The following is a 20,130-nucleotide window of genomic DNA, read 5'->3' as shown; positions in this document are numbered from 1 at the left end:
AGGTTCGCGCCGCCGACGATCCCTACCCAGATGCCCGTTCAACCTAGGTCTGGCAAACCGTGGTTACCTGTCCGGCATGACGGAGCTCGGGGACTTCCTGCAATCGCGCCGGGCCAAGCTGACGCCCGAGGAGACCGGCCTGCCGACGTTCGGCGGCCGACGCCGCGTGCCCGGTCTGCGGCGGGAGGAACTCGCCCAGCTCGCGGGCGTCAGCGCGGACTACTACGGCCGCCTCGAACAGGGTCGGCTGGCCAACGTGTCCGACGAGGTGCTGAACGCCGTGGCCCGCGCGCTCCGGCTCGACGAGGGCGAGCGCACCCACTTGCACAACCTCGCCCGCCCGCCGAAACGCCCGCGGCCCGCGGGCGTCGTGCGGCCCGGCCTGCGGTGGCTGCTGGCGAACATCACCGGCTCCGCCGCGTACGTGCTCGGCAAGCACATGGACATCGTCGCGTGGAACCCGTTGGCGCGGGCCATGTACGGCGTCGACCTGGCCGAGCACGACAACATGGCGCGGCTGATCTTCCTGCACGAGTCGTCGCGGAAGCTCTGGACGCCGTGGGAGGCCAAGGCCAACAACACCGTCGGCGGCCTGCGGATGCAAGCCGCCCTGCACCCCGGCGACCCGCGGCTCGACGCCCTGGTCACCGAGCTGTCCGCCGTCCCGGAGTTCCGCGAACTCTGGGCGGCGCACGAGGTGTGGACCGTCCCGCACGGCACGATGCACCTGACCCACCCGGTGGTCGGCCCGCTGGAACTGGCCTACCAGGCGCTACCGGTGCCGGACGCGCCGGAGCAGACCGTCATCACCTACACCGCCGAACCCGGTTCGCCCAGCGAGGCCGGGATGCGCGCGCTAGCGGCCGACGGCGTACCCCTGGGCGCCGCGGGGGTTGGCGGCGGCGCGGAGTAGGCCGTCGCGGGAATCCCGTCCCACGGCGGACATCCGGCCCAGCGACCACTCGCCCGCGTCGACCACGGTGTGCCCGCGCTCGGCCAGCGCCGCCAACGCCGCCGCGCCGACCCGCGACTCCACGACCAGCTCGCCGGGCGTCCACGTGCGCGGGAAGAACGAGCTGGGGAACGCGTTGCTGTGCCACAGCGGCGCGTCGATCGACTCCTGGAGGTTCAGCCCGCCGGTGGTGTGCGCGAGCCAGAACCCGAGCTGCCACTGGTCCTGCTGGTCGCCGCCGGGCGTGCCGAACGCCAGCGCGGGCAGGCCGTCGCGCAGCGCGAGCGTCGGGCTCAGCGTCGTGCGCGGCCGCTTGCCGGGGGCCAGCGAGTTCGGCAGGTCCCGGTCCAGCCAGAACATCTGCGCCCGGCTGCCGAGGCAGAAGCCCAGCGACGGGATCGTCGGCGACGACTGGAGCCAGCCGCCGGACGGGGTCGCGGAGACCAGGTTGCCCCAGCGGTCCACGACGTCGACGTGCACGGTGTCGCCCTTGGTGGTGCCGCTGCGCTCCACGGTCGGCTCGCCGATCGCGCCGCCGAGGTCCGACACCGCGCTCGGCCCGCGCCGGATGTGCGCGGGCAGCACCGGCGCGTGGCCGTGCGGCGATCCGGGCCGCAGGTCCAGCGACGCGGTCTCGTCCACGAGCTTGCGGCGCACGTCCGCGTACTCGCGGGACAGCAGGACGTCCAGCGGCACGTCACCGCTGTCGCCGTACCAGGCCTCGCGGTCGGCGAACGCCAGCTTCGCGCACTCCACGGCCAGGTGGATCGTCTCGGCCGTGGGCTTGCCGTCCACGTACGCCAGCCGGTCCGCGAAGCCCTCCAGCAGCCGGAGCTGTTGCAGCAGCACGGGTCCCTGCGACCAGGCGCCCGCCTTCGCGACGGTCCAGTCGCCGAAGTCGGCCGTCACGGCGTCCTCGTAGGTCGCCTGCCAGCCCGCCATGTCCTCGCCGGTCAGCACGCCCGCGTGGTCGCGCCCGGAGTCGTCGCGGTACGCGGTCCGGCAGAAGTCGTCGACCTGCGCCGCCACGAACCCCTGCGACCAGGCCCGGCGAGCGGCCTCGATCTGGGCCTCCCGGTCGCCGCCCGCGGCTTCCCCGGCGGCCAGCAGCCACTCCCACGTCTCGGCGAGCTTCGGGTTCCGGTGCCGCGACCCGGCCTCGGGCACGCGCCCGCCCGGCGTCCAGTGCGCCGCCGACGTGGGCCAGTGCTCGCGGAACAGGTCGGACACGCGCGAGATGGTGAACGAGACGCGTTCCAGCAAGGGGAACCCGTCCCGCGCGTAGCCGATCGCGTGACCGAGGACGTCGCGGAGCGATTTGGTGCCGTAATCGCGGAGCAGGGTCAGCCAGCCGTCCCACGCGCCGGGCACGGTCGCCGCGAGCAGCCCGCTGCCGGGCACCAGGTCCAGCCCGAGCCCCGTGTAGTGGTCGATCGTCGCCCCCGCGGGCGCGACGCCCTGGGCGCACAGCACGCGCGGCGCGGCCTCGTTGACCGACGAGAAGACGATCGGGACCTCACCGCCCGGCCCGTTCAGGTGCGGCTCCACGACCTGGAGCACGAAGCCCGCCGCGACGGCGGCGTCGAACGCGTTGCCGCCCGCCTCCAGCACGGCCATCCCCGCCGACGAGGCGAGCCAGTGGGTGGACGCGACCATGCCGTGGGTGCCGACGAGTTCCGGCCGGGTGGTGAACACGTGGCCAACTTACGCGGTGGACGAGCTTTTGGTTACCCCCGCTAACGAATGGCTGGGCAGAAATGTCGATCACCGAGGTGTAGCTCAGCGTGACTTGGGCTATCCCCTGAGTGCACGAACCGAACCCCTCTGGCGGACGACGCGGGAGGACCGATCAGGGGAGCACTGTTCACCACATGGAATTGCTGGCCATCCTCGGCTTGTTCGTCGGACTAGCGGCACTCGCGGCTGTGCCGTTGGTCGCACTGCTGCACCTCTCCGACCACCGGGGCAAGGGCTGGCGCTGAACGAGCGTTAACCTGGCCCCATGCAGATCACGGGTACCGCGGCGATCGTGACGGGTGGTGCGTCGGGCCTCGGTGGGGCAACCGCACGCGCTCTGGCGGCGAAGGGCGCGCACGTCTTCGCGCTCGACCTCCCCGGAGCCATCGAGAAGGCCGAGGCGGTCGAGGGCGTGACTTACCTGGCCGCCGACGTCACCTCCCCCGAGCAGGTCCAGGCGGCGGTCGACACCGCGGCGGGCTCCGGCCCGGCGCTGCGCATCGTCGTCAACTGCGCGGGCATCGGCCCGTCGACCAGGACCGTCGGCAAGAACGGCCCCCACGACCTCGACCTGTACCGCAAGGTCATCGAGATCAACCTGGTCGGCACGTTCAACGTCCTGCGCCTCGCGGCCGCGGCGATCGGCAAGACCGAGCCCCTCGAGGACGGCCAGCGCGGGATCGTCATCAACACCGCGTCCATCGCCGCCTTCGACGGCCAGATCGGCCAGGTCGCCTACGCCAGCTCCAAGGCCGCCGTGGTCGGCATGACCCTCCCCGCGGCGCGCGACCTGTCGTCCGTGGGCATCCGCGTGATGACCATCGCCCCCGGCATCGTGGACACCCCCATGCTCGCCACGGTCTCCGACGAGTTCCGCGCGGGCCTGGCGGCGGGCGTCCCCTTCCCGAAGCGCCTGGCGCTGCCCGCCGAGTACGCGCAACTGGCGTTGACCATCGTCGAGCACGACTACCTCAACGGCGAGGTCATCCGCATGGACGGCGCTCTCCGGATGGCTCCCCGCTAGTCACGAAGTCGGTTCGGGACCATCCTTCGGCAGGTCCCGAACCATTCTTCGGCAGGAGTCGGGCGACCCCCTCACCAGGCAAGACTTCGCGACATCACCGGATCTCGCGAAGGAGTAGTCATGCGCATCGGGGTTCTCGGCACGGTCGTGGCGCTGGCCGCGTCCACGCTCGGCGGCACCGCCGCGGCCACGCCGGACCGGATCGACCGCCAGGTCGTCCAGCGGGCGATCGACAAGCTGTCGCGAAACGGCGCGGCGGGCGTCCAGGTGCGGATCACCGACGGCAGACGCACGTTCACCGCTCGAGCGGGCACGGCCGAGTGGGGCACCACCCGCCCGGTCCCGCTCGACGGCCGGTTCCGCGCGGGCAGCGTCACCAAGGTCTTCGTCGCTACCGTCGTCCTCCAGTTGGTCGGCGAGCGCAGGGTCGACCTGGACGCGCCCGTGGAGCGGTACCTGCCCGGCCTGCTGCCCGACGGCGGCCGGGTCACCGTCCGGATGCTGCTCCAGCAGACCAGCGGCCTGCACGACTACGCCGACGACGTGCCGGACGACTTCGAGGCCATCCGCTTCAAGCACTGGACTCCACGGGAGGTGCTCGCCCTCGCCACGGCGAAGCCCCTGGACTTCCCGCCCGGCACGGCGTGGAAGTACTCCAACACCAACTACGTCGTCGCGGGCCTGCTGATCGAGAAGGTCACCGGCGAGCCGTACGCGCGGGCCGTGGAGCAGCGGATCACCACCCCGTTGCGACTGCGCGACACGTCCGTCCCCGGCGACCGCACCGGCATCCCCGGCCCGCACGCCCACGGCTACCGCCGCATCGGCGACCGGGTCGTCGACATCACCCGGCTCAACGCCTCCGTCGGCCAGGCCGCGGGCGAGATGATCTCCACGACGGCGGACCTCGACCGGTTCCTCAAGGCCGTCGCGCGCGGCGAACTGCTCACGCCCGCCCAGGCCGCGGAGATGACGACCTTCACGGCCGTCTCCCCCGGTTACGGCCTCGGCCTGGAGCACGAGGTCCTGCCGTGCGGGGCCGAGGTGATCGGCCACAGCGGGATCATCCCCGGCTTCAGCACCCTCATGATCGGCAGCGCGGACGGCCGCACCCGGCTCACGGCGTCGTTCACCACCTCACCCGACGGCGGGTCCGGCGACGGCGCGCAGGACCTCGTCGCCGAGGTCTTCTGCGACTAGAGGTCTCCCGCGAACGGCAGCGCGTCCAGCTCGTCCGACGACATCCAGTTCCGCAGCGCGTGGGTGGCCCGAACGTCGTCCTCGTTGTACTCCACCAGCCGCCGCCGCTGGTCGTCGTCGGGCGGGTTGCCGTCCATGCCCACCGCGTCCCGGTACCACCGCATGGAGTTCTCCCCACCGGCCTCCGGGTCGCGCCAGGCGAACCCGGCCACGGGGGCGATCGTCTTGAGCCCCTTCCCGTGCGCGCACAGGAACTGCTCCCGGACGATCCCGAACAGGTCCACCCAGGCGTCGGACTTGATGAACTCCCGGACCTGCGCGACGGGCGGGATCCCCGGCATCCCCTTGAACCGCTCGGCCGAGCCCAGCAGCCACCGGTTCTCCGCCAGCTCGTTGTAGCAGTAGGCCTTGAAGCTCAGCCCCCGCGCCCGAGCCCGCAGTCGCACGGCCGTCAGCCACGTCCAGAACTCCGCGAACGACCGGGCCTCGTCGTCGGACGGCACCGGGTCCCAGGTGGCGAACGCCCGGTAGCCGGGCTCCTCGTCCACGTCCTCGCCCGACAGCCAGCAGCCCCACATGTAGGCCCCGAGGTCGCCGAAGCTCTCCATGTCGACGTCCACCTCGACGTCCGCCCGCGGCACCACGAAGCTCCGCGACCGCCGCACCACGGTCAGGTCCCGCAGCCAGGCGCGGGCCAGGATCACCGCGTCGTCGAACGGCATCCCCACGAGCTGGAGCGGGGGCGTCCCGCCGACGGGCAACGCGGCCAGTTCGTCCACAGTGGACACCCCGACCTTGCGCAGCGCCACGGCGTCCTCGCCGCGCGCCACCAGGCTCACGTCCCGCGTGGCCTTCAGCTCGGAGTCGCACGTCGGCCACCACGGGCACGACTTGCACTCCACGATCCGCGACGGCCGCGCCAGCGGCTCGTCACCGCGGTTGGCGGCGCCGGCGACCGCGAGCCGGTCCGAGAACCGCGCGTCGTACTCCGACAGCGCCGTCCGCCCGCCGGGCCACGTCGGCGCCTCCAGGTCGTGCCACACCACGACGTCCGCGTCCATGCCGATGACGCCCGCCATCGCGCGTCCGTGCTTCGCGAACCCGGCGGCCTGCAACTGCCGCTGCGCGTGCGCCAGCCGGAGCTGGTCGCGCGGCTGCGGCCGCACCTTCCGCACCGGGTCGACCCGTGCGCCGTTGGGCTGCGGGTGCGACAGCGGCGACGTGCGGGCGCCCTGGCCGGGATCGCTGGTCTTGTGCCGCACCACCAGCACCGGCACGTACCCGGTCGAGTCCTTGACCAGCAGGTCGATCCCGCCGCGCCGACCGCCGGTGAGGTCGCGGGGCAGCGCCGGACCCCAGATGTAGGGAGTGCCCATCTGCATCGCCGCCAGCGTCACGCGCTCGCGGTCGGCCGTGCTGATGTCCGGCCCGTGCGGGATCTCCATCAGCTCCGAGCCGAACACCTTGGCCAGCGCCGACGCCACGAGGCGGCGGTGCTCGGTCGCGTCGGCCTTGCGCTGCTCACCCGCCGGGTCCGGCGGCGCCTTGACGACGTCGCGCATCGCCGGATCGTGTTCTAGGTGCACCCGCCGCCGACAACGAGTGACCACACCGGCGTCGAGCTGCACCTGGGAAGTCACTGGTGAAGGGTATGCCGCGACCTCGCGGCCCGTGCGCGCAACCTGCGTACTCCTGTCGATCTTTTGTGCGGCGACCGGGTCTCGGCTCTACTGTTCCGGGTAGGAGGTGGCGCCACCATGGCACGCAAAGCTCTCGGTCCCCGGCTCACGCCCTCGAAGGCGAAGAACCTGCTGGGCGTGGCCAAGGTCGTCGGCCCGGTCCTGATCCCGGTGCTCGCGCCGTTCGCCGCGAAGGCGGCGGGCCTGGTCAGCGACCAGTACGACCAGTACCGCGCCCGCAGGCTGGGCGTCGGCATCGAGGACCTGACCAAGTACACCGGCAAGGGCGCGCGGCTGCACGCGCGCATCGCGGGCTTCGCGCAGGCGTTGGACGAGCTGCGCGCGAAGGACGCGGACTACGTGACCGAGACGGAGTCGCGGCTGGTCAAGCTGGCCGCCGCCGTGCGGGCGTCCGAGCGGATGCCGACGCCGCGGCGCAAGGCGGCGCACCGGGCCGTGAGCGCGGACCTGGACGTGCTGGAGAACGACCTGCTGCGCAGGCTGGGCGTGTCCTGACCGGTGCCGCCCCGGTTCGCCGGGGCGGCACCGCGCCGGGTCAGCGCTTCGCGGTCACGGTCTCGACCGCCCGGAGCGCGGCCTCCTCCGGGCCGAGGTCGGCCGTGGCCTTCTCCATCGCCTCGGCGACCCGTTCCTCGCGCTTGATCAGCGGGTCGCTGCGCAGGTCCTTGGCCAGCGACACGCACAGGCCGATCATGATCACCAGGAACGGCAGCGCGGCGATGATCGTGAGGTTCTGCAACCCCGTCAACGCGTTCGAGCCGCCGACCAGCAGCATCACCGCCGCCACCGCGCCGGTCAGCACACCCCAGAACACGACCACGCGCTTGCTCGGCGCGATCGAGCCCCTCTGGGACAGCGTGCCCATCACGATCGACGCGGCGTCCGCGCCGGACACGAAGAAGATGGCCACGAGCAGCATCACGACCACGCCCGCGACGGCCGCCAGCGGGAAGTTGTCCAGCAGCGTGAACAGCTGGCCCTCGGGCGTCGACTGGCCAGCGATGTCCACACCGGACCGCTGGGTGAAGATCGCCGTGCCGCCGAGGATCGCGAACCACACCAGGCTCACGCCGCTGGGCACCAGGATCACGCCCGCGACGAACTGGCGGATGGTGCGGCCGCGGCTGATCCGGGCGATGAACATGCCGACGAACGGCGTCCACGAGATCCACCACGCCCAGTAGAAGATCGTCCAGCCGGACAGCCAGGTCTCCGTGGCGTCACCGCCGGACGCGGCCGTGCGACCGGCCATGTCCGCGAGCTCCCGCACGTAGTCGCCGAGCGCCGTGGGCACGAGGTTGAGGATGAACACCGTCGGCCCCACCACGAACAGGAACGCGGCGAGCACCACGGCCAGCACCATGTTGATGTTGGACAGCCACTGGATGCCCTTCGCGACACCCGACACCGCCGACGCGACGAACGCCGCCGTCAGCACCGCGATGATGCCGACCAGGACCCCGTTGCCGATGTCACCGGCCCAGCCCGCGACCTTCAGGCCGCTGCCGATCTGGAGCGCGCCGAGCCCGAGCGAGGCCGCCGAGCCGAACAGCGTGGCGAAGATCGCCAGCACGTCGATCGCCTTGCCCGCCGGGCCGTTCGTCCGCTTCTCGCCGAGCAGCGGCGCGAACGCGGCGCTGATCAGCTGGCTGCGGCCGCGGCGGAAGCTGCCGTACGCGATGGCCAGCCCGACCACGGCGTAGATCGCCCACGGGTGCAGCGTCCAGTGGAACATCGTGGTCGCCATGGCGGTCTGCACCGCCTGCTCCGAGCCGCCCTCGACGGTGCCCGGCGGCGGCTTCACGAAGTGCGTGAGCGGCTCGTTCACGCCGTAGAACATCAGGCCGATGCCCATGCCGGCGCTGAACATCATCGCGACCCACGAGATGGTCTTGAACTCGGGCTTCTCGTCGTCCTTGCCCAGCGGGATCCGGCCGTAGCGGCTGAACGCCAGCCACAGCGCGAACACCACGAACCCGGACGCGGAGAGCACGAACGCCCACCCGAGGTTGCCGATGATCCAGCCCAACGAGGTTTTGGACGCCGAGGCGAGGGAATCCGTACCGAGGACGCCCCAGGCGAGGAAGCCGAGGGTGACGACGGCCGCGACCCCGAACACCGCCTTGTCGGTGCGGCCTGGTCGTTCGGCGCGCTCGGCCGTGGGTTCTCCGGGCAGGGCTTGTTCGGGCGGCGTTGTCACACCTGGCCTCCTGGTCGCTTCTCCACACAACGGGACTGCATCCGGTTAGCCGGTACCCGCTGGTCCGAATGCCCAAACACCGCGCCTTACGCCCGTACGGGGTGTTCTCCTAGGCTCAGGGCGTGACCCCCAAGCCGGCGCCTACCCGCGTAGCACGCGGTCTGCTGCTGGCCGTCACGTCCGCGTCACTGAGCGTGGCCGCCCACGGCGCCGCCGGTGGCAGCCTGGTGGAGTTCCTGCCCGCGCTGCCGTTGGTGCTGCTCATCGCCCTCGCGGCCACCGCGCTGGCGGACCGCCGCCGCAGCCCGCTGGTCATCCTCGCGGCGCTCGGGGCGGCGCAGTTCGCCCAGCACGAGCTGCTCGGCCTGATGCACCACCACCACGGCCCGGCGGGCGCGTTCGGGTTCGACCCCGTGCAGATGACGACCGCGCACGCGCTCGCCGCCCTCGGCACCGGCCTGGTGCTGGTCAAGGCGGACGACGCGCTGGTGTCGCTGGTCGACGCGGTGTCCCGGCTGCTGCCGAGGACGCTGACCCCCGGCCCGGTCCTCCGGGCCCCTCGCACCACCGCGTGCCGCGCCGCCAGTGGTCCGGCACTCATCGAACTGCTCCTGAAGAGGGTGAACGGTCGCCGCGGACCGCCCGTAGTCCTGGTCAACCGCGTCCCCTAGACACTCCGGTCTACCCCCCAGGAGCAACCCCCTCATGTCGACAAATCGATTTGGTGTGCGCACGCTGGCCCGCGGCGCGGCCGTCCTCTCCGCCGCGGGCGTGATCGCCCTCGGCACCGCGGGCCTCGCCTCGGCCCACGTGACGGCCTCGACCCCCAGCCCCGCCACCAAGGGCGGCTACACCAAGGTGACCATCCGGGTCCCCAACGAGCGCCCCGACGCGGGCACGGTGAAGCTCCAGCTCACCCTCCCGCCCGAGTACCCGCTGGCCTCCGTGAGCAGCAAGCCCGTGCCCGGCTGGAAGGTCGAGGTCGTCAAGGCCAAGCTGCCCAAGCCGATCACCAGCCACGGCAAGGAGGTCACCGAGGCCCCCAGCACGGTGACCTGGACCGCCGACCCCGGCGTGCAGATCGAGCCCGGCCAGTTCAACGAGTTCGACCTGTCCGTCGGCCCGCTGCCGGAGGACACCGACCGCCTGCTGCTGCCGACCACGCAGACCTACAGCAGCGGCGAGGTCGTCGCCTGGGACGCTCCCCCGGCCGCCGAGGGCGCCGCCGAGCCCGCGAAGCCCGCCCCCGTGCTGAACCTGGTCGCCAAGGCCGGTGGCGCGGACGCGCACAACGCCTCCGCCACCGTCGCGGGCGCCGAGGGCCACACCGAGGCCGCCGCGACCTCCGGCACCGACACCACCGCCCGCTACCTGGGCGGCGCCGGACTCGCCGTCGGCGCGCTCGGCCTGGGCTTCGGCGCGGGCGCGGTCCTGCGCTCGCGTCGCAGCACGGGGAAGCCCGCGGCATGAGGCGCGGGTTCTCCTTCCTCCTCGCAGGCGTGATCGCGGGCGGCATGATGCTCGGCCTCGCCGGGCCCGCCCTCGCGCACAACGTGCTGGTCAGCAGCGACCCGCTCGCGGGCTCGTCCATCGAGGCCGGACCGTCGTCCATCGCGCTGACGTTCGACCAGCCGGTCAACGGCGGCCCCGGACTCAACGCGATCTCCGTGACCAGCACCGACGGCGGCCACTGGGAAACCCCCGGCGAGCCGACCATCAAGGACAACGTGGTGTCGCTCCCGCTGCGGCCACTCGGTCCGGCGGGCGAGTACACCGTCAGCTACCGCATCCTGTCGGCCGACGGGCACCCCGTCGCCGACTCGCTGAAGTTCACCCTCACCAAGGCGGGCACCGGGACCCCGGCCCCCGCCAACGAGGTGGCGGCCAACCCGGCGTCCACCCCCGCGACGGGCACCACCGGCGAGACCGGTGGCGGCGTGCCGATCTGGGTGTGGATCCTCGGAGCCGTGGTGCTGCTCGGCGGCGGCGTGTTCCTCGCGCTGCGCGGTGGCGTCAAGGAGGACCAGCACCAGTGACAGCGCACTGGACCACCGCTCCCACCAGGTACTACGTCCTCGGCGGCCTCGTCGCGGGCGGCGTGGCGGGCGTCCTGCTCGGCCTCGGCCTCTCGACCACCACGACCGTGGTCGGGATCGCCGAGGCGGGACCGGTGGTCCAGTTCCTGCACCCGCTGGTGCGCGTCCTGCTCGACCTCTCGGCGACCGTCGTCGTCGGGCTGAGCCTGCTGCCGAAGCTGCTCGGCTTCGGCAGGCCGACGATCACCGAACCCGTCCTGCGGATCGCCCGGCCCGCCGCGGTGGTCGCCGCCGCGGTCTGGGTGTTCACCGCGCTGCTGTCCATCGTGATCAGGGCCTACCAGGTCCGCCCTGGTCAGCCGCTCACGATGAGCAGCGTCGTCGACTACGTGCAGCGCGTCGGCGCGGGCCAGGGCCTGCTGTTCAGCGCCGTGTGCGCGCTGGTCTACCTGTGGGTGGGCTCGCTCGCCGCCCGCAAGGGCGAGACCGTGCCCGCGGAACTGCGCATCCTGATCGCCATGTTCGGCCTGCTCCCGCTGCCGGTCACCGGGCACGCGTCGAACTGGACGTTCCACGACTACTCGATGATCTCGATGGAGCTGCACGTCCTCGGCGCGGCGACGTGGACCGGTGGTCTCGGCGCGCTGATCGCGCTGGTCGCCCACCGCAAGGGCCTGCTGGCCGAGGCGCTGCCCAAGTTCTCCAAGCTCGCCACGATCAGCCTGGTCCTGGTGACGGTGACCGGCCTGTTCAACGGCCTGCTGGAACTCGGCCTCAACCCGGTCGTCTCGCTGCCGGGGTCGCTGTTCACCACGTCCTACGGCCTGCTGCTGATCGGCAAGGCCCTGTGCGCGGGCGCGCTGGCGCTGCTCGGGGCCAACATCCGGTGGCGGCTGCTGCCGCACATCGCCAAGCACCAGCCCACCGCCGTGTTCGCCTGGGCGGCCGTCGAACTGACCGTGATGGGCGTGGCGTTCGGTCTGGCCGTGGTCCTCGCGAGCGCTCCGGTCGCCTGACCAGCTACCACCGGGGAAACAGCAGGTGAACACGGGTCAACCGGATGATCACACTCGCCGAGCGGTCCTTCTGGCGCGCTGAGCTGCGAAACCGGTCTCAGTCGTTGATCAGCCGCGCGGTCGGGTCCTCGCGCAGCCTGCTGAGCTGCGTGATCGCCACCTGACCCCGCCGGTCGAGCTCCTTGGCGTCGATCCAGCCGTTCGCGAAGTACCGGTAGTCCTGCGCCAGCTTCACCAGCTCGGCCAGGTAGTCGGCCGAGCGGCGGCGGCGCTCCTCGCTGAACGCGGCGAGCAACGGCAGTTGGGTGTCCACGACCTCGTCGAGCAGACGGGCCGACCGGAGGGCACGCCGTGCGCGCCACCGCCGCATCCCCATCCGAGTCACGATCTCGCGCATCGTGGCTTCCACCTCGCCCGTCACCACTTCCCCGACAACGCCAGAGCGCCGCAAAAATGCGCCCTTCCCACCGAACGTCGGAAATCGACGTTCGGGCGTTACCGGTTCGTGGCCTGGAGGACAGGGGTCAGCGGTACGGCGACCACCTCGACGCCGTGTCACCACGGCGCAGGGAGTCGAGGCGTAGTCGCAGCTCAGCCCGTACTCCGGGGTGGCTGCGCAAGATCGGCAGCGCACTCGTGGTGAGTTTCAGCTCACGCACGTCGCGCAGGACGGCGAAACCATCCCACCGGGTGACGTCGAACCGGTAGCCCCGGACGAGCTGCCGCTGCCACCGGGCCGAGTGGCCGAACCGGGCCACGCCGACGGGCAGCGAGCTCAGGTCCCACTCGCGCGGGCCGACCGACGTGGAGTCGAAGTCGCACAGCACCGGACCAGACGGGCTCGCGATCAGGTTCCCGAGGTGCGCGTCGCCGTGCAGGACGCCCCGCGGGAGAACCGGTCGCAGATCGGCGAGCCGTTCGTCGAGGGACGTGCAACGCGATTCGAGGAACTCGCGGTCGGAGTCGGAGAGCTCCTCCGCATCGGCGAGTCGACGCCGGACGTCGTCGAGCGGCGCCCATCCGGGCAGTTCGAACGGCGGCGCGGGCAGCTCGTGCATCCGCCGGAGCACCCGCGCGAGGTCCCGCCCGTCGAGCGCGCGAGCCGGTTGGACGGGGCCGGGGACGTGGTGCCAGAGGGTCGCGAGGTGGTCCCCCACGACCACCGGCCGCGGGAATCCGGTCAGGAGCCGGACCGCGGGGACGTCGTGCTCGGCCAGCCAGGTGGCCACCCGGACCACCTTGGCGGCGCGGTGCCGGAGGCGGGTCGAGCCCACGATCCGCACCACCGCGCGCTCGGCGGGGAGCTCGAAGACGGCGTTGCTGGTGAACTTCAGGAGCTTCGCGCCGCGGTGGTCGAGCCCGTGCTCGACGCACAGCCCCCGCAGCGCGTCGGCCAGCTTCTCCCTGGTGAACCGACCGTCCAACGCGACCGTCGAGGACATCAGGCGGCCGGACTCACGCGGCGGTGTCGCTGCCGGTGAACTTGGCAAGGCGGTCCGCCAGCTCACGGGCATCGGGGTTGTTGCGGCGCTTGTCCGCCTCGCGCAGCAAGGGCTTCATGCGGTCCTTGGTGCGGATGGACTTCAAGCCCTCGGACAGGTCGACGGCCTGGCGGCCGACCTTCGCGCCGTGGTCGACGTCGCCCTCGATGAGGTGGTTGATCGACAGCGAGGTCAGGTTGAACGACCGGCTGCGGCTCATGTCCTCGCCGAAGCTGTTGATCGCCTTGGACAGCGCGGGGATCGCGGTCCGCGTGTACCTCGGGTCCACCGTCTGGGCCAGCTCCGTGTGCACCGTGCCGATCATCGACGACAGGTCGATCTCGGTGAAGAACTTGGCCCACGCGGGCGCTTCGCCGACGTTCGCCCTGGCGAACTCGTCACGGGCCCGGCCCAGCAGCTTGATGGCCTGGTCGTCCGACCCCATCTTCGCGTAGGCCCACGCCTCGTTCGCGCAGAGGATGCCGACCGCGAGCTCGGAACCGGAGTTCTGCGCGGCCAACTGGCCGAGCTGGAACACCTTGAGCGCGTCGTCCGGAGCGTCCTGGTGCAAGTACACCCGGCCCATCCGGTAGAGGATGTTCGCCACCAGCGCCTCGTTGCGGCCCTGCTTCGCGAGGTCGAGCGCCTGCCCGAAGTGGTTGCGGGCGGAATCCATCAGACCGGTGTCGAACGACGTCCACCCGGCCAGGTTGTGCAGGTCGGCGAGAGCCACGAAGAGCCGCTCCCGCACCAGGTCCGTCGCGTTCGCGCCCAGCATCTGCTGTCCCCACGACAACTGGGCCACCACTGCGTCGCGACAGGAGCCGCCGCCGTACTGGTAGTCCAGCGCTCGCAGAGCGCGGGTGGCGGCTTCCACCTGCCGGACGTCGGTCATGCCGATACGTCCAGGGGCCGGAGTCTGTGTGGGGTTGGAAACCCACGACCCGGAGTCCGTACCGAGCACGGCCGCGCCGACTGTCACGGCGGCGGCGTGCGCGAGGAACTTCCGACGCTTCACCGACTCGTCCTCCTCAGAATTGGGTGAGTCCGCGGTCGCGGCCACCCGTACTGCTGTCGCCTCGTCGTAAGCGAGGCCCATGTACCCCCTGGGCACGCCCAGGCCCATGGCGATCCGCGTCAGGACGTCGTAGGCCATGACCTGACGACCCTTGAGGATCTCCGAGACCTCGGACTGCGACTGGCCGGTGAGCGCCGCGATCTGGCGCTGGGACACGCCGTGTCGACGGAGCAGCCGGTACACCGAACTGATCTCGCGCCTTGCCAACGCGTCCCGCATCTCCTGCTGGTCCCAGACCTCGGGAGTCACAGGTGAGCCTTGCGAACCCATGGTGTTCACTTTCGCCGCCTCACAGTCCTTTGGGCGTCAACGGCAGAGTAGGGGCACTCCCCCAACTGCGAGAAGTACCGATCGGCGGAGCTGATCGGCTCCGCTGAACTCCACTGACCGCTCATCGTGGAACTTCCACCGGCCAGCGTTTTGACGTCCCGATCCGGCATGAATCATCGCAATCTAAGTTCCGGTAAGCGAGTGAGCACGGAGAGGAACACCAAGTGGATCTGATCGAGCGGGCGGTGACCACCACACGTGGTGGCGCGACGGAGCCTGCCGTTCCCACGGTTTCCTCCCCTGGTTCCCTGTCTGTCCAGGAGTCGAACGACCTCGGCTCCGGATGGCGCGGTTCGACTGGGCAACGTCGGTGGTGGCGGATCCGCTGCTCCGACGTGGTCGACCGTGAGCGCTGCCTCACCGTTGTGGTGGACGAGGACCGCGTGGTCCTGGTCGGCCCTCCCGGTGAGACCGCGGTGCTCTCGGCCGATCAACTCGTACAGCTCAGGGCTGCGCTACGCGAAGCCGCCGAGCAGGCGGAAAGGTGACGGTGACGTTTCGATGGACGAGATCCTTGGACAAGTCCTCCGCAACGCGGTGTGGGAGCGATTGGACCTGCTCACAGAGCTGGCCAGTCAGGCTGACGCCCCGTCCCTGCTCTCGGTGGCTCGATCCGAACTCCCTCGGCTGACCGAGGGATGGCGAGCGCTGCTCGCCGCGCACGAACCGGACGAGAAGGGCAACTGCCCCGAGTGCTCCGGTCGGTGGCGGCAGCAGAAGTCTCCTTGTTCGGTGTGGCGCGCCGCGTACGAACACCTGGTCGCGGGCGGTTTGGCCCCGCGCCCGGCTCGCCACCTGCGCGCAGCCCCGGTGACCCCTCCTGTCACCCGGTCTCGCCGCGCGGTGGTCCGAGCCCACTAACGGGCGGCCCCGGCCGTGTCGTTCCCCCGACACGACACGGCTGGGCCACCGCCTACTGGCCGGCGATCCGGGACGTGCGACCCCCCGACCGCGACGAACCGGTTCGCCGGCCAGCTCCTACCAACTGAATGACAAGAACTTCCGCGGACTGGTGTTGTGCACCTTCCTCCCCGACCGATACCGGTCCGCGGACTCCACCTCGGCCCCGATGTGCGCACCTCCCGCGCGTGCATCGGGGCCGATTTCAGGTCACCGGTGGGTGCCGGTCTTCCAGGCCAGGTAGTGGGTCATTCCGGGGAACAGCCGTGATCCGATCTCGAAAGCCTTGAGCTGCCAGGGAAAGATGAGTTCCGCGCGATCTTTCTCGATGACGGACACGATGGCGGCGGCGCACTGCTCGGGCGTCACGTCGGGAATCAGCTGGGAAATGCTGGGCACCCGGTCCTCGGCGCCGGGGTTGTTGACCCAGTACTGGCTGTCCACCTTGCTCGGGATCACCTCGCTCACCCCGATCCCGGTGCTCCGCAGGTCCAGGCGCAGGGCGGCGGTCAACCCGCGCAGCGCGTACCGCGCCGACGTGTAGCCGGTCGCGCCGGGGATCGGCATCCGCGAGATCGGCGAGTTCACGTTCACGATCCGGCCGGTTCCGCGCTCCCGCATGGCGGGCAGCAGCTCGCGGGTGAGCCGGGCCGCGGCCAGGTACGGCACCGCGGCCATCCCCGTGAGCTCGTCCTGCTCGGTTTCGTCGAGGAACAGCCACCTGCCGACGCCCGCGTTGTTCACCAGGACGTCCGGCGGCCCGAACTCGCCCAGGACCCGCTCGGCCAGCGCGACGATCTGGGCGCTGTCCGCGAGATCCGCGGTCTGGACCACGGCACGGCCACCTGTCGCCGTGATCCGTTCGGCGTGCTCGGACAGCCCTTGAGCGCTGCGGGCCACAAGTACCACCCGTGCGCCGCGCGCCGCCACGAGTTCGGCGGTCGCCGCGCCGATCCCCTGGGAAGCCCCGGTGATCAGCACCGTCTTGCCGTCCAACTGCACGAACGTCCTCCTAGGAAACGGATTTCACGCGAGTCACGAGGAACCCTGCGATGAGCGTGGCGAGGGCCGACACGGCGAACAGGCCGCGGTAGCCGCCGAGGTTCGCGAGCACGACCGTGGTCAGCAGCGGGGCCACGACCTGCGGCAACGCGTTCGCGATGTTGACGACGCCGAGGTCCTTCGCCCGGTCGGCCGCGGCGGGCAGCACCTGCGTGAGCAGCGCCAGCGCGACGGCCATGTAGACGCCGAACCCGATCCCCAGCAGCGGGGCGGCGATCAGCGCGGCCGTCCACGTCTGCCAGACGACGAGGATCAGCGCGGCGGCGGCCATGACGGCGACCGCCAGGTAGACGAACGGCTTCCGCTTGCCGGTGCGGTCCGACATCGAGCCGAACACGACCGCGCCGATGACGAGCGCGACGCCGTAGAGGCCCATCAGGATCAGCAGCCCGTCCTCGGGCGACGGGTAGTGCACCACGTCGGCGAGGAAGAACAGCAGGTAGAGGGTGCCGAACGCGTTGCCGAGGTTGATCATGAAGTGGCAGCCCCACGCCCAGCTGAAGTCGGGGTGCGCCCGCGGCGAGATCCACATCTCGCGCAGCACGAACGACGGCCGCAGCGCCTTCGGCAGCCGGACGTCCGGCGTGATCACGACGAACAGCAGCGCCCCGGCCACGACGATCGCCGCGCACGCGAGGTAGCCGTTCGTCAGACCGGTCACCAGCAGCGTCACCACGACCGCGCCCAGCACCGTGCCCAGCATCTGGCTGATCCCGACCAGACCGCCGACCGTCGCCCGCTGGCCGACCGGCACCTGGTCCGGCACCACCGAGGTCAGGCTGGCGAGCATCCCGTTCAAGCCCGCCTGGACGAGGCACCAGCCGATCGTCATCACGGTGATGCTCGGCGCGTTGGCCAGCACGACCAGCCCGGCCGCGCCGAGCAGCGCGCCCGCGAGCGTCCACGGGTGGCGGCGGCCGAACCTCGACGTCGTGCGGTCCGACAGCAGGCCGATCACCGGGTTCGCCAGCAGCGCCGCGATGGCGCCCGCGCCCGTGACCAGGCCGAACACGAGTTCCTTGTTCGCCTTGTCGAACAGCTCCGCCTGCTGCGGGAGCAGCACCTGGATGGGCGCGTAGACCCCGAGCCACAGCCCGAGGTTCGCGAAGAACAACCACGTCATCCAGCTGCGGCGAACCGGGACAACCGGTTCGCCGAGCGCCTCAGTTGTCGCCGGAGATGACATCGCGGTACCACCTGTACGAGTCGCGCGGAGTCCGTTCCTGCGTCTTGTAGTCCACGTGCACCAGGCCGAAGCGCTGGGAGTAGCCCGAGTCCCACTCGAAGTTGTCCATGATCGACCAGACGAAGTACCCGCGCGCGCCGGATTCCCTTGCCGCGCGGAGGTGCCCGTCGAGGTAGTCGATCCGGGCCTGGTCGTTCAGGTCCTCGGGGTAGCTGCACCCGGACTCGGTGATGTAGACCGGCGGCAAGCGGTCGCCGTAGCGCTGCTGGAGCGTGGTCAGCATCTCGCTCAGCCCGGCGGGCACGACCGGCCAGCCGAACGACGTCTTCGGGTACTCGTCGATGTCGACCAGCTCGAACGGCAGCGGCTCGCCCTCGGTCGTCGCCTTGAGCCGGGTCGGGTTGTAGTAGTTCACGCCGTAGAAGTCGAGCGGCGCGGCGATCTTCTCCAGGTCGCCGTCGACGATCGGCAGGAACGGGGCGGCCTCCTCGGGGTACGCGCCGGTGAGCTGCGGGTCCGCGAACAGCCAGTTGTGGATGGTGTCGTAGAAGCCGGCCGCGAACTGGTCCTCGGGGGACTCGGACGCGGGCCAGGCGGGCGAGTGGTTGTTCGCGGTGCCGACCGCGTTCGCCCCGTTCGCCCGCAGCGCCTCGACCGCCAGGCCGTGCGCGAGGTTCAGGTGGTGCGCGGCGGGTAGCGACCCGAACAGCAGCGACTTGCCCGGCGCGTGCTCGCCGATCGCGTAACCCGAAAGCGTGACGACGACGGGTTCGTTGATCGGGATCCACAGTTTCACCCGATCGGCGAGCCGGTCGGCCACCAGCGCGGCGTACTCCGCGAACCGCTCGGTGATGTCGCGGGTCAACCAGCCGCCCTCGTCCTCCAGGGTTTGCGGCGTGTCCCAGTGGTACAGCGTGACGACCGGGTCGATCCCGGCCTCGACGAGCCCGTCGACCAGCCGGTCGTAGAAGTCCAGCCCCTCGACGTTCGCCGGGCCCTTCCCGGTCGGCTGCACGCGTGGCCAGGCGACGGAGAACCGGTACGCGCCCACCCCGAGGTCCTTCATCAGGGCGATGTCCTCGGCGTAGCGGTGGTAGTGGTCGCACGCGACGTCGGCGGTGTCGCCGTCCTTGATCGGACCGAACCCGTCCCACACGGAGGGACCGCGACCGCCTTCGGTGAAGGCGCCCTCGATCTGGAAGGCGGAGGTCGACACACCCCACAGGAACTCGTCAGGCAACGGCATGCAACGCCTCCGGGTGGTTTTTCCAGGTCCAGAACGTGAAACAGATTCGGATCGTAAGCGTGTTGCGGCTCACAGGGAAGTGCGAACGCCGTCCAACAGGCACTATGGGAGTCCCAACGTCGTCGCATGGAGTCGCCGTGACCAGTTCCACCCCGCTGCGCCGTCAACCGGTGCAGCAACGGAGCGCCAAACGCGTAGAGCGGATGCTCGAAGCGTGCGCCTCGCTGATCGAGGAAGTCGGCTACGACGGGGTGACGACAACACTCATCGCGGAACGCGCGGGTGTTGCCGTGGGCTCTCTCTACCAGTTCTTCCCCGACAAGCGCGCCGTCGTCCAAGCCCTCACCCAGCGCAACCTCGACAAGTTCATGGACAGCATCACAGCCAGGTTCGCCAAGACACCCCTGGAACACTGGTGGGACGCCGTCGACACGATCTTCGACGTCTACGTGGGCATGCACCGCGACGTACCCGCGTTCAGCAAAGTCCGCTTCGGCGACGCCGTCGACATGCGCCTGCTCGACGACAAGCGCGAGAACAACACAGTGATCTCCGACCGCATGGTCGAGCTGATCGCAGCCAAGTTCGCCATCCCCCTGGAAGAACTCCAGATGCCGATCGCGATCGCGGTCCAAGCAGCGGACGGAGTGCTGGACCTGGCGTTCCGGATGGACCCGAACGGAGAACAACGGGTACTGGACGAAGCCAAGTCCCTGATCCGCGGATACCTGTCGACCCGACTGCCGAAGTAGAACGACAAGCCTGAAGCGCACCGGCTGGCGACCGTCGGCCGGTGCGCTTGCCGTTTGACTGCCTGGTCGAGGACTCGTGCTGTGTGACTGCCTGGCCGGACAGTCCTGCTGATTGACTGCCTGGCTGCGCGCGCTTGCTTTTGAGAGGCCGGCTTTACTTGGGGGATTTGAGCCTTAAAATTTGTCGGGCTGCGGCTTCTGAACCTGCCGTTTTGGCCCGACAAAGGCTC

General features: G+C 70.7%; 20 protein-coding genes. 11 read left to right on the top strand and 9 right to left on the bottom strand.

What is annotated here, in order from left to right; genetic code table 11:
• The first annotated feature begins 76 nt into the window (after window positions 1-76).
• On the top strand, window positions 77-913 hold the full coding sequence (locus tag ACFWW9_RS05270; protein ID WP_390371680.1) for a helix-turn-helix transcriptional regulator: 837 nt from the start codon (window positions 77-79) through the stop codon (window positions 911-913).
• On the opposite strand, the gene ACFWW9_RS05265 is transcribed toward ACFWW9_RS05270, so the two are convergent.
• A complete protein-coding gene (locus ACFWW9_RS05265) occupies window positions 857-2,647 on the bottom strand; it encodes a gamma-glutamyltransferase family protein (RefSeq protein WP_390371677.1) in 1,791 nt (596 codons plus the stop codon). The genes ACFWW9_RS05270 and ACFWW9_RS05265 overlap by 57 nt on opposite strands.
• A gap of 307 nt (window positions 2,648-2,954) precedes the next feature.
• Here ACFWW9_RS05265 and ACFWW9_RS05260 point away from each other — a divergent pair, with 307 nt between their 5' ends.
• Entirely contained in the window at window positions 2,955-3,713 is a 759-nt protein-coding gene (locus ACFWW9_RS05260) for an SDR family NAD(P)-dependent oxidoreductase (RefSeq protein WP_390371674.1), read from the top strand.
• A 120-nt stretch (window positions 3,714-3,833) separates the two neighbouring features.
• Window positions 3,834-4,913, top strand: coding sequence for a serine hydrolase domain-containing protein (locus ACFWW9_RS05255; RefSeq protein WP_390371671.1), 1,080 nt, complete (start codon window positions 3,834-3,836; stop codon window positions 4,911-4,913).
• Here ACFWW9_RS05255 and ACFWW9_RS05250 read toward each other — a convergent pair.
• Window positions 4,910-6,553, bottom strand: a complete 1,644-nt coding sequence (locus tag ACFWW9_RS05250) for a TM0106 family RecB-like putative nuclease (RefSeq protein WP_390371668.1) — start codon at window positions 6,551-6,553, stop codon at window positions 4,910-4,912. The two genes, ACFWW9_RS05255 and ACFWW9_RS05250, sit on opposite strands and share 4 nt — an antisense overlap.
• Before the next feature lie 117 nt (window positions 6,554-6,670).
• Between ACFWW9_RS05250 and ACFWW9_RS05245 the strand changes: the two genes are divergently transcribed.
• Window positions 6,671-7,108 carry a DUF6474 family protein gene (locus tag ACFWW9_RS05245; protein WP_390371665.1) on the top strand — a complete coding sequence of 146 codons (438 nt, stop codon included), beginning with the start codon at window positions 6,671-6,673 and terminating at the stop codon, window positions 7,106-7,108.
• A 40-nt stretch (window positions 7,109-7,148) separates the two neighbouring features.
• Here the strand turns inward: ACFWW9_RS05245 and ACFWW9_RS05240 are convergent, their stop codons facing one another.
• Window positions 7,149-8,813 carry a BCCT family transporter gene (locus ACFWW9_RS05240; protein WP_390371662.1) on the bottom strand — a complete coding sequence of 555 codons (1,665 nt, stop codon included), beginning with the start codon at window positions 8,811-8,813 and terminating at the stop codon, window positions 7,149-7,151.
• A gap of 122 nt (window positions 8,814-8,935) precedes the next feature.
• On the opposite strand from ACFWW9_RS05240, the gene ACFWW9_RS05235 reads away from it, so the two are divergent.
• Genes ACFWW9_RS05235 through ACFWW9_RS05220 form a run of 4 tightly spaced genes read left to right on the top strand, consistent with a single transcriptional unit; the run spans window position 8,936 to window position 11,865 of the window.
• Entirely contained in the window at window positions 8,936-9,484 is a 549-nt protein-coding gene (locus ACFWW9_RS05235; protein WP_390371659.1) for a hypothetical protein, read from the top strand.
• 55 nt (window positions 9,485-9,539) lie between these two features.
• Window positions 9,540-10,283, top strand: coding sequence for a YcnI family protein (locus tag ACFWW9_RS05230; protein WP_390371656.1), 744 nt, complete (start codon window positions 9,540-9,542; stop codon window positions 10,281-10,283).
• The gene (locus ACFWW9_RS05225) at window positions 10,280-10,849 is read left to right on the top strand and encodes a copper resistance protein CopC (protein WP_390371653.1); all 570 of its coding nucleotides are present in this window, start codon (window positions 10,280-10,282) and stop codon (window positions 10,847-10,849) included. Before ACFWW9_RS05230 ends, ACFWW9_RS05225 begins: the two co-directional genes overlap by 4 nt.
• Window positions 10,846-11,865, top strand: a complete 1,020-nt coding sequence (locus tag ACFWW9_RS05220; RefSeq protein WP_390371650.1) for a copper resistance D family protein — start codon at window positions 10,846-10,848, stop codon at window positions 11,863-11,865. The genes ACFWW9_RS05225 and ACFWW9_RS05220 overlap by 4 nt, the downstream gene beginning before the upstream one ends.
• A 97-nt stretch (window positions 11,866-11,962) precedes the next feature.
• On the opposite strand, the gene ACFWW9_RS05215 is transcribed toward ACFWW9_RS05220, so the two are convergent.
• The 3 genes from ACFWW9_RS05215 to ACFWW9_RS05205 form a co-directional block, all read right to left on the bottom strand.
• Window positions 11,963-12,262 (bottom strand): hypothetical protein, encoded by a 300-nt coding sequence (locus ACFWW9_RS05215; protein WP_390371647.1) that lies wholly within the window; start codon window positions 12,260-12,262, stop codon window positions 11,963-11,965.
• Window positions 12,263-12,389: 127 nt separating this feature from the next.
• Window positions 12,390-13,307 (bottom strand): phosphotransferase family protein, encoded by a 918-nt coding sequence (locus ACFWW9_RS05210; RefSeq protein WP_390371644.1) that lies wholly within the window; start codon window positions 13,305-13,307, stop codon window positions 12,390-12,392.
• 13 nt (window positions 13,308-13,320) lie between these two features.
• On the bottom strand, window positions 13,321-14,694 hold the full coding sequence (locus ACFWW9_RS05205; protein WP_390371641.1) for a helix-turn-helix domain-containing protein: 1,374 nt from the start codon (window positions 14,692-14,694) through the stop codon (window positions 13,321-13,323).
• Between the two features lie 224 nt (window positions 14,695-14,918).
• Between ACFWW9_RS05205 and ACFWW9_RS05200 the strand changes: the two genes are divergently transcribed.
• Entirely contained in the window at window positions 14,919-15,242 is a 324-nt protein-coding gene (locus ACFWW9_RS05200; RefSeq protein WP_390371638.1) for a hypothetical protein, read from the top strand.
• Window positions 15,243-15,255: 13 nt separating this feature from the next.
• Complete coding sequence (locus ACFWW9_RS05195; RefSeq protein ID WP_390371635.1) at window positions 15,256-15,615, top strand: hypothetical protein; 360 nt, start codon at window positions 15,256-15,258, stop codon at window positions 15,613-15,615.
• Window positions 15,616-15,864: 249 nt separating this feature from the next.
• Here ACFWW9_RS05195 and ACFWW9_RS05190 read toward each other — a convergent pair whose 3' ends face one another.
• The 3 genes from ACFWW9_RS05190 to ACFWW9_RS05180 are packed head-to-tail and all read right to left on the bottom strand — an operon-like array spanning window position 15,865 to window position 19,148.
• Window positions 15,865-16,656, bottom strand: a complete 792-nt coding sequence (locus tag ACFWW9_RS05190) for an SDR family NAD(P)-dependent oxidoreductase (protein ID WP_390371632.1) — start codon at window positions 16,654-16,656, stop codon at window positions 15,865-15,867.
• A gap of 10 nt (window positions 16,657-16,666) precedes the next feature.
• Window positions 16,667-17,902 (bottom strand): MFS transporter, encoded by a 1,236-nt coding sequence (locus ACFWW9_RS05185; RefSeq protein WP_390371629.1) that lies wholly within the window; start codon window positions 17,900-17,902, stop codon window positions 16,667-16,669.
• Entirely contained in the window at window positions 17,880-19,148 is a 1,269-nt protein-coding gene (locus ACFWW9_RS05180) for a GH1 family beta-glucosidase (protein WP_390371627.1), read from the bottom strand. The genes ACFWW9_RS05185 and ACFWW9_RS05180 overlap by 23 nt, the downstream gene beginning before the upstream one ends.
• 104 nt (window positions 19,149-19,252) lie before the next feature.
• Here ACFWW9_RS05180 and ACFWW9_RS05175 point away from each other — a divergent pair, with 104 nt between their 5' ends.
• Window positions 19,253-19,900 (top strand): TetR/AcrR family transcriptional regulator, encoded by a 648-nt coding sequence (locus ACFWW9_RS05175; RefSeq protein ID WP_390372009.1) that lies wholly within the window; start codon window positions 19,253-19,255, stop codon window positions 19,898-19,900.
• The last annotated feature ends 230 nt before the right edge of the window (window positions 19,901-20,130 follow it).

Origin of the sequence: Umezawaea sp. NPDC059074, from assembly GCF_042738955.1 — a bacterium.
Taxonomy (GTDB): Bacteria; Actinomycetota; Actinomycetes; order Mycobacteriales; family Pseudonocardiaceae; genus Umezawaea.
Note: the sequence above shows the minus strand (reverse complement) of the source record. Positions and strands in the feature narration are given on the sequence as shown.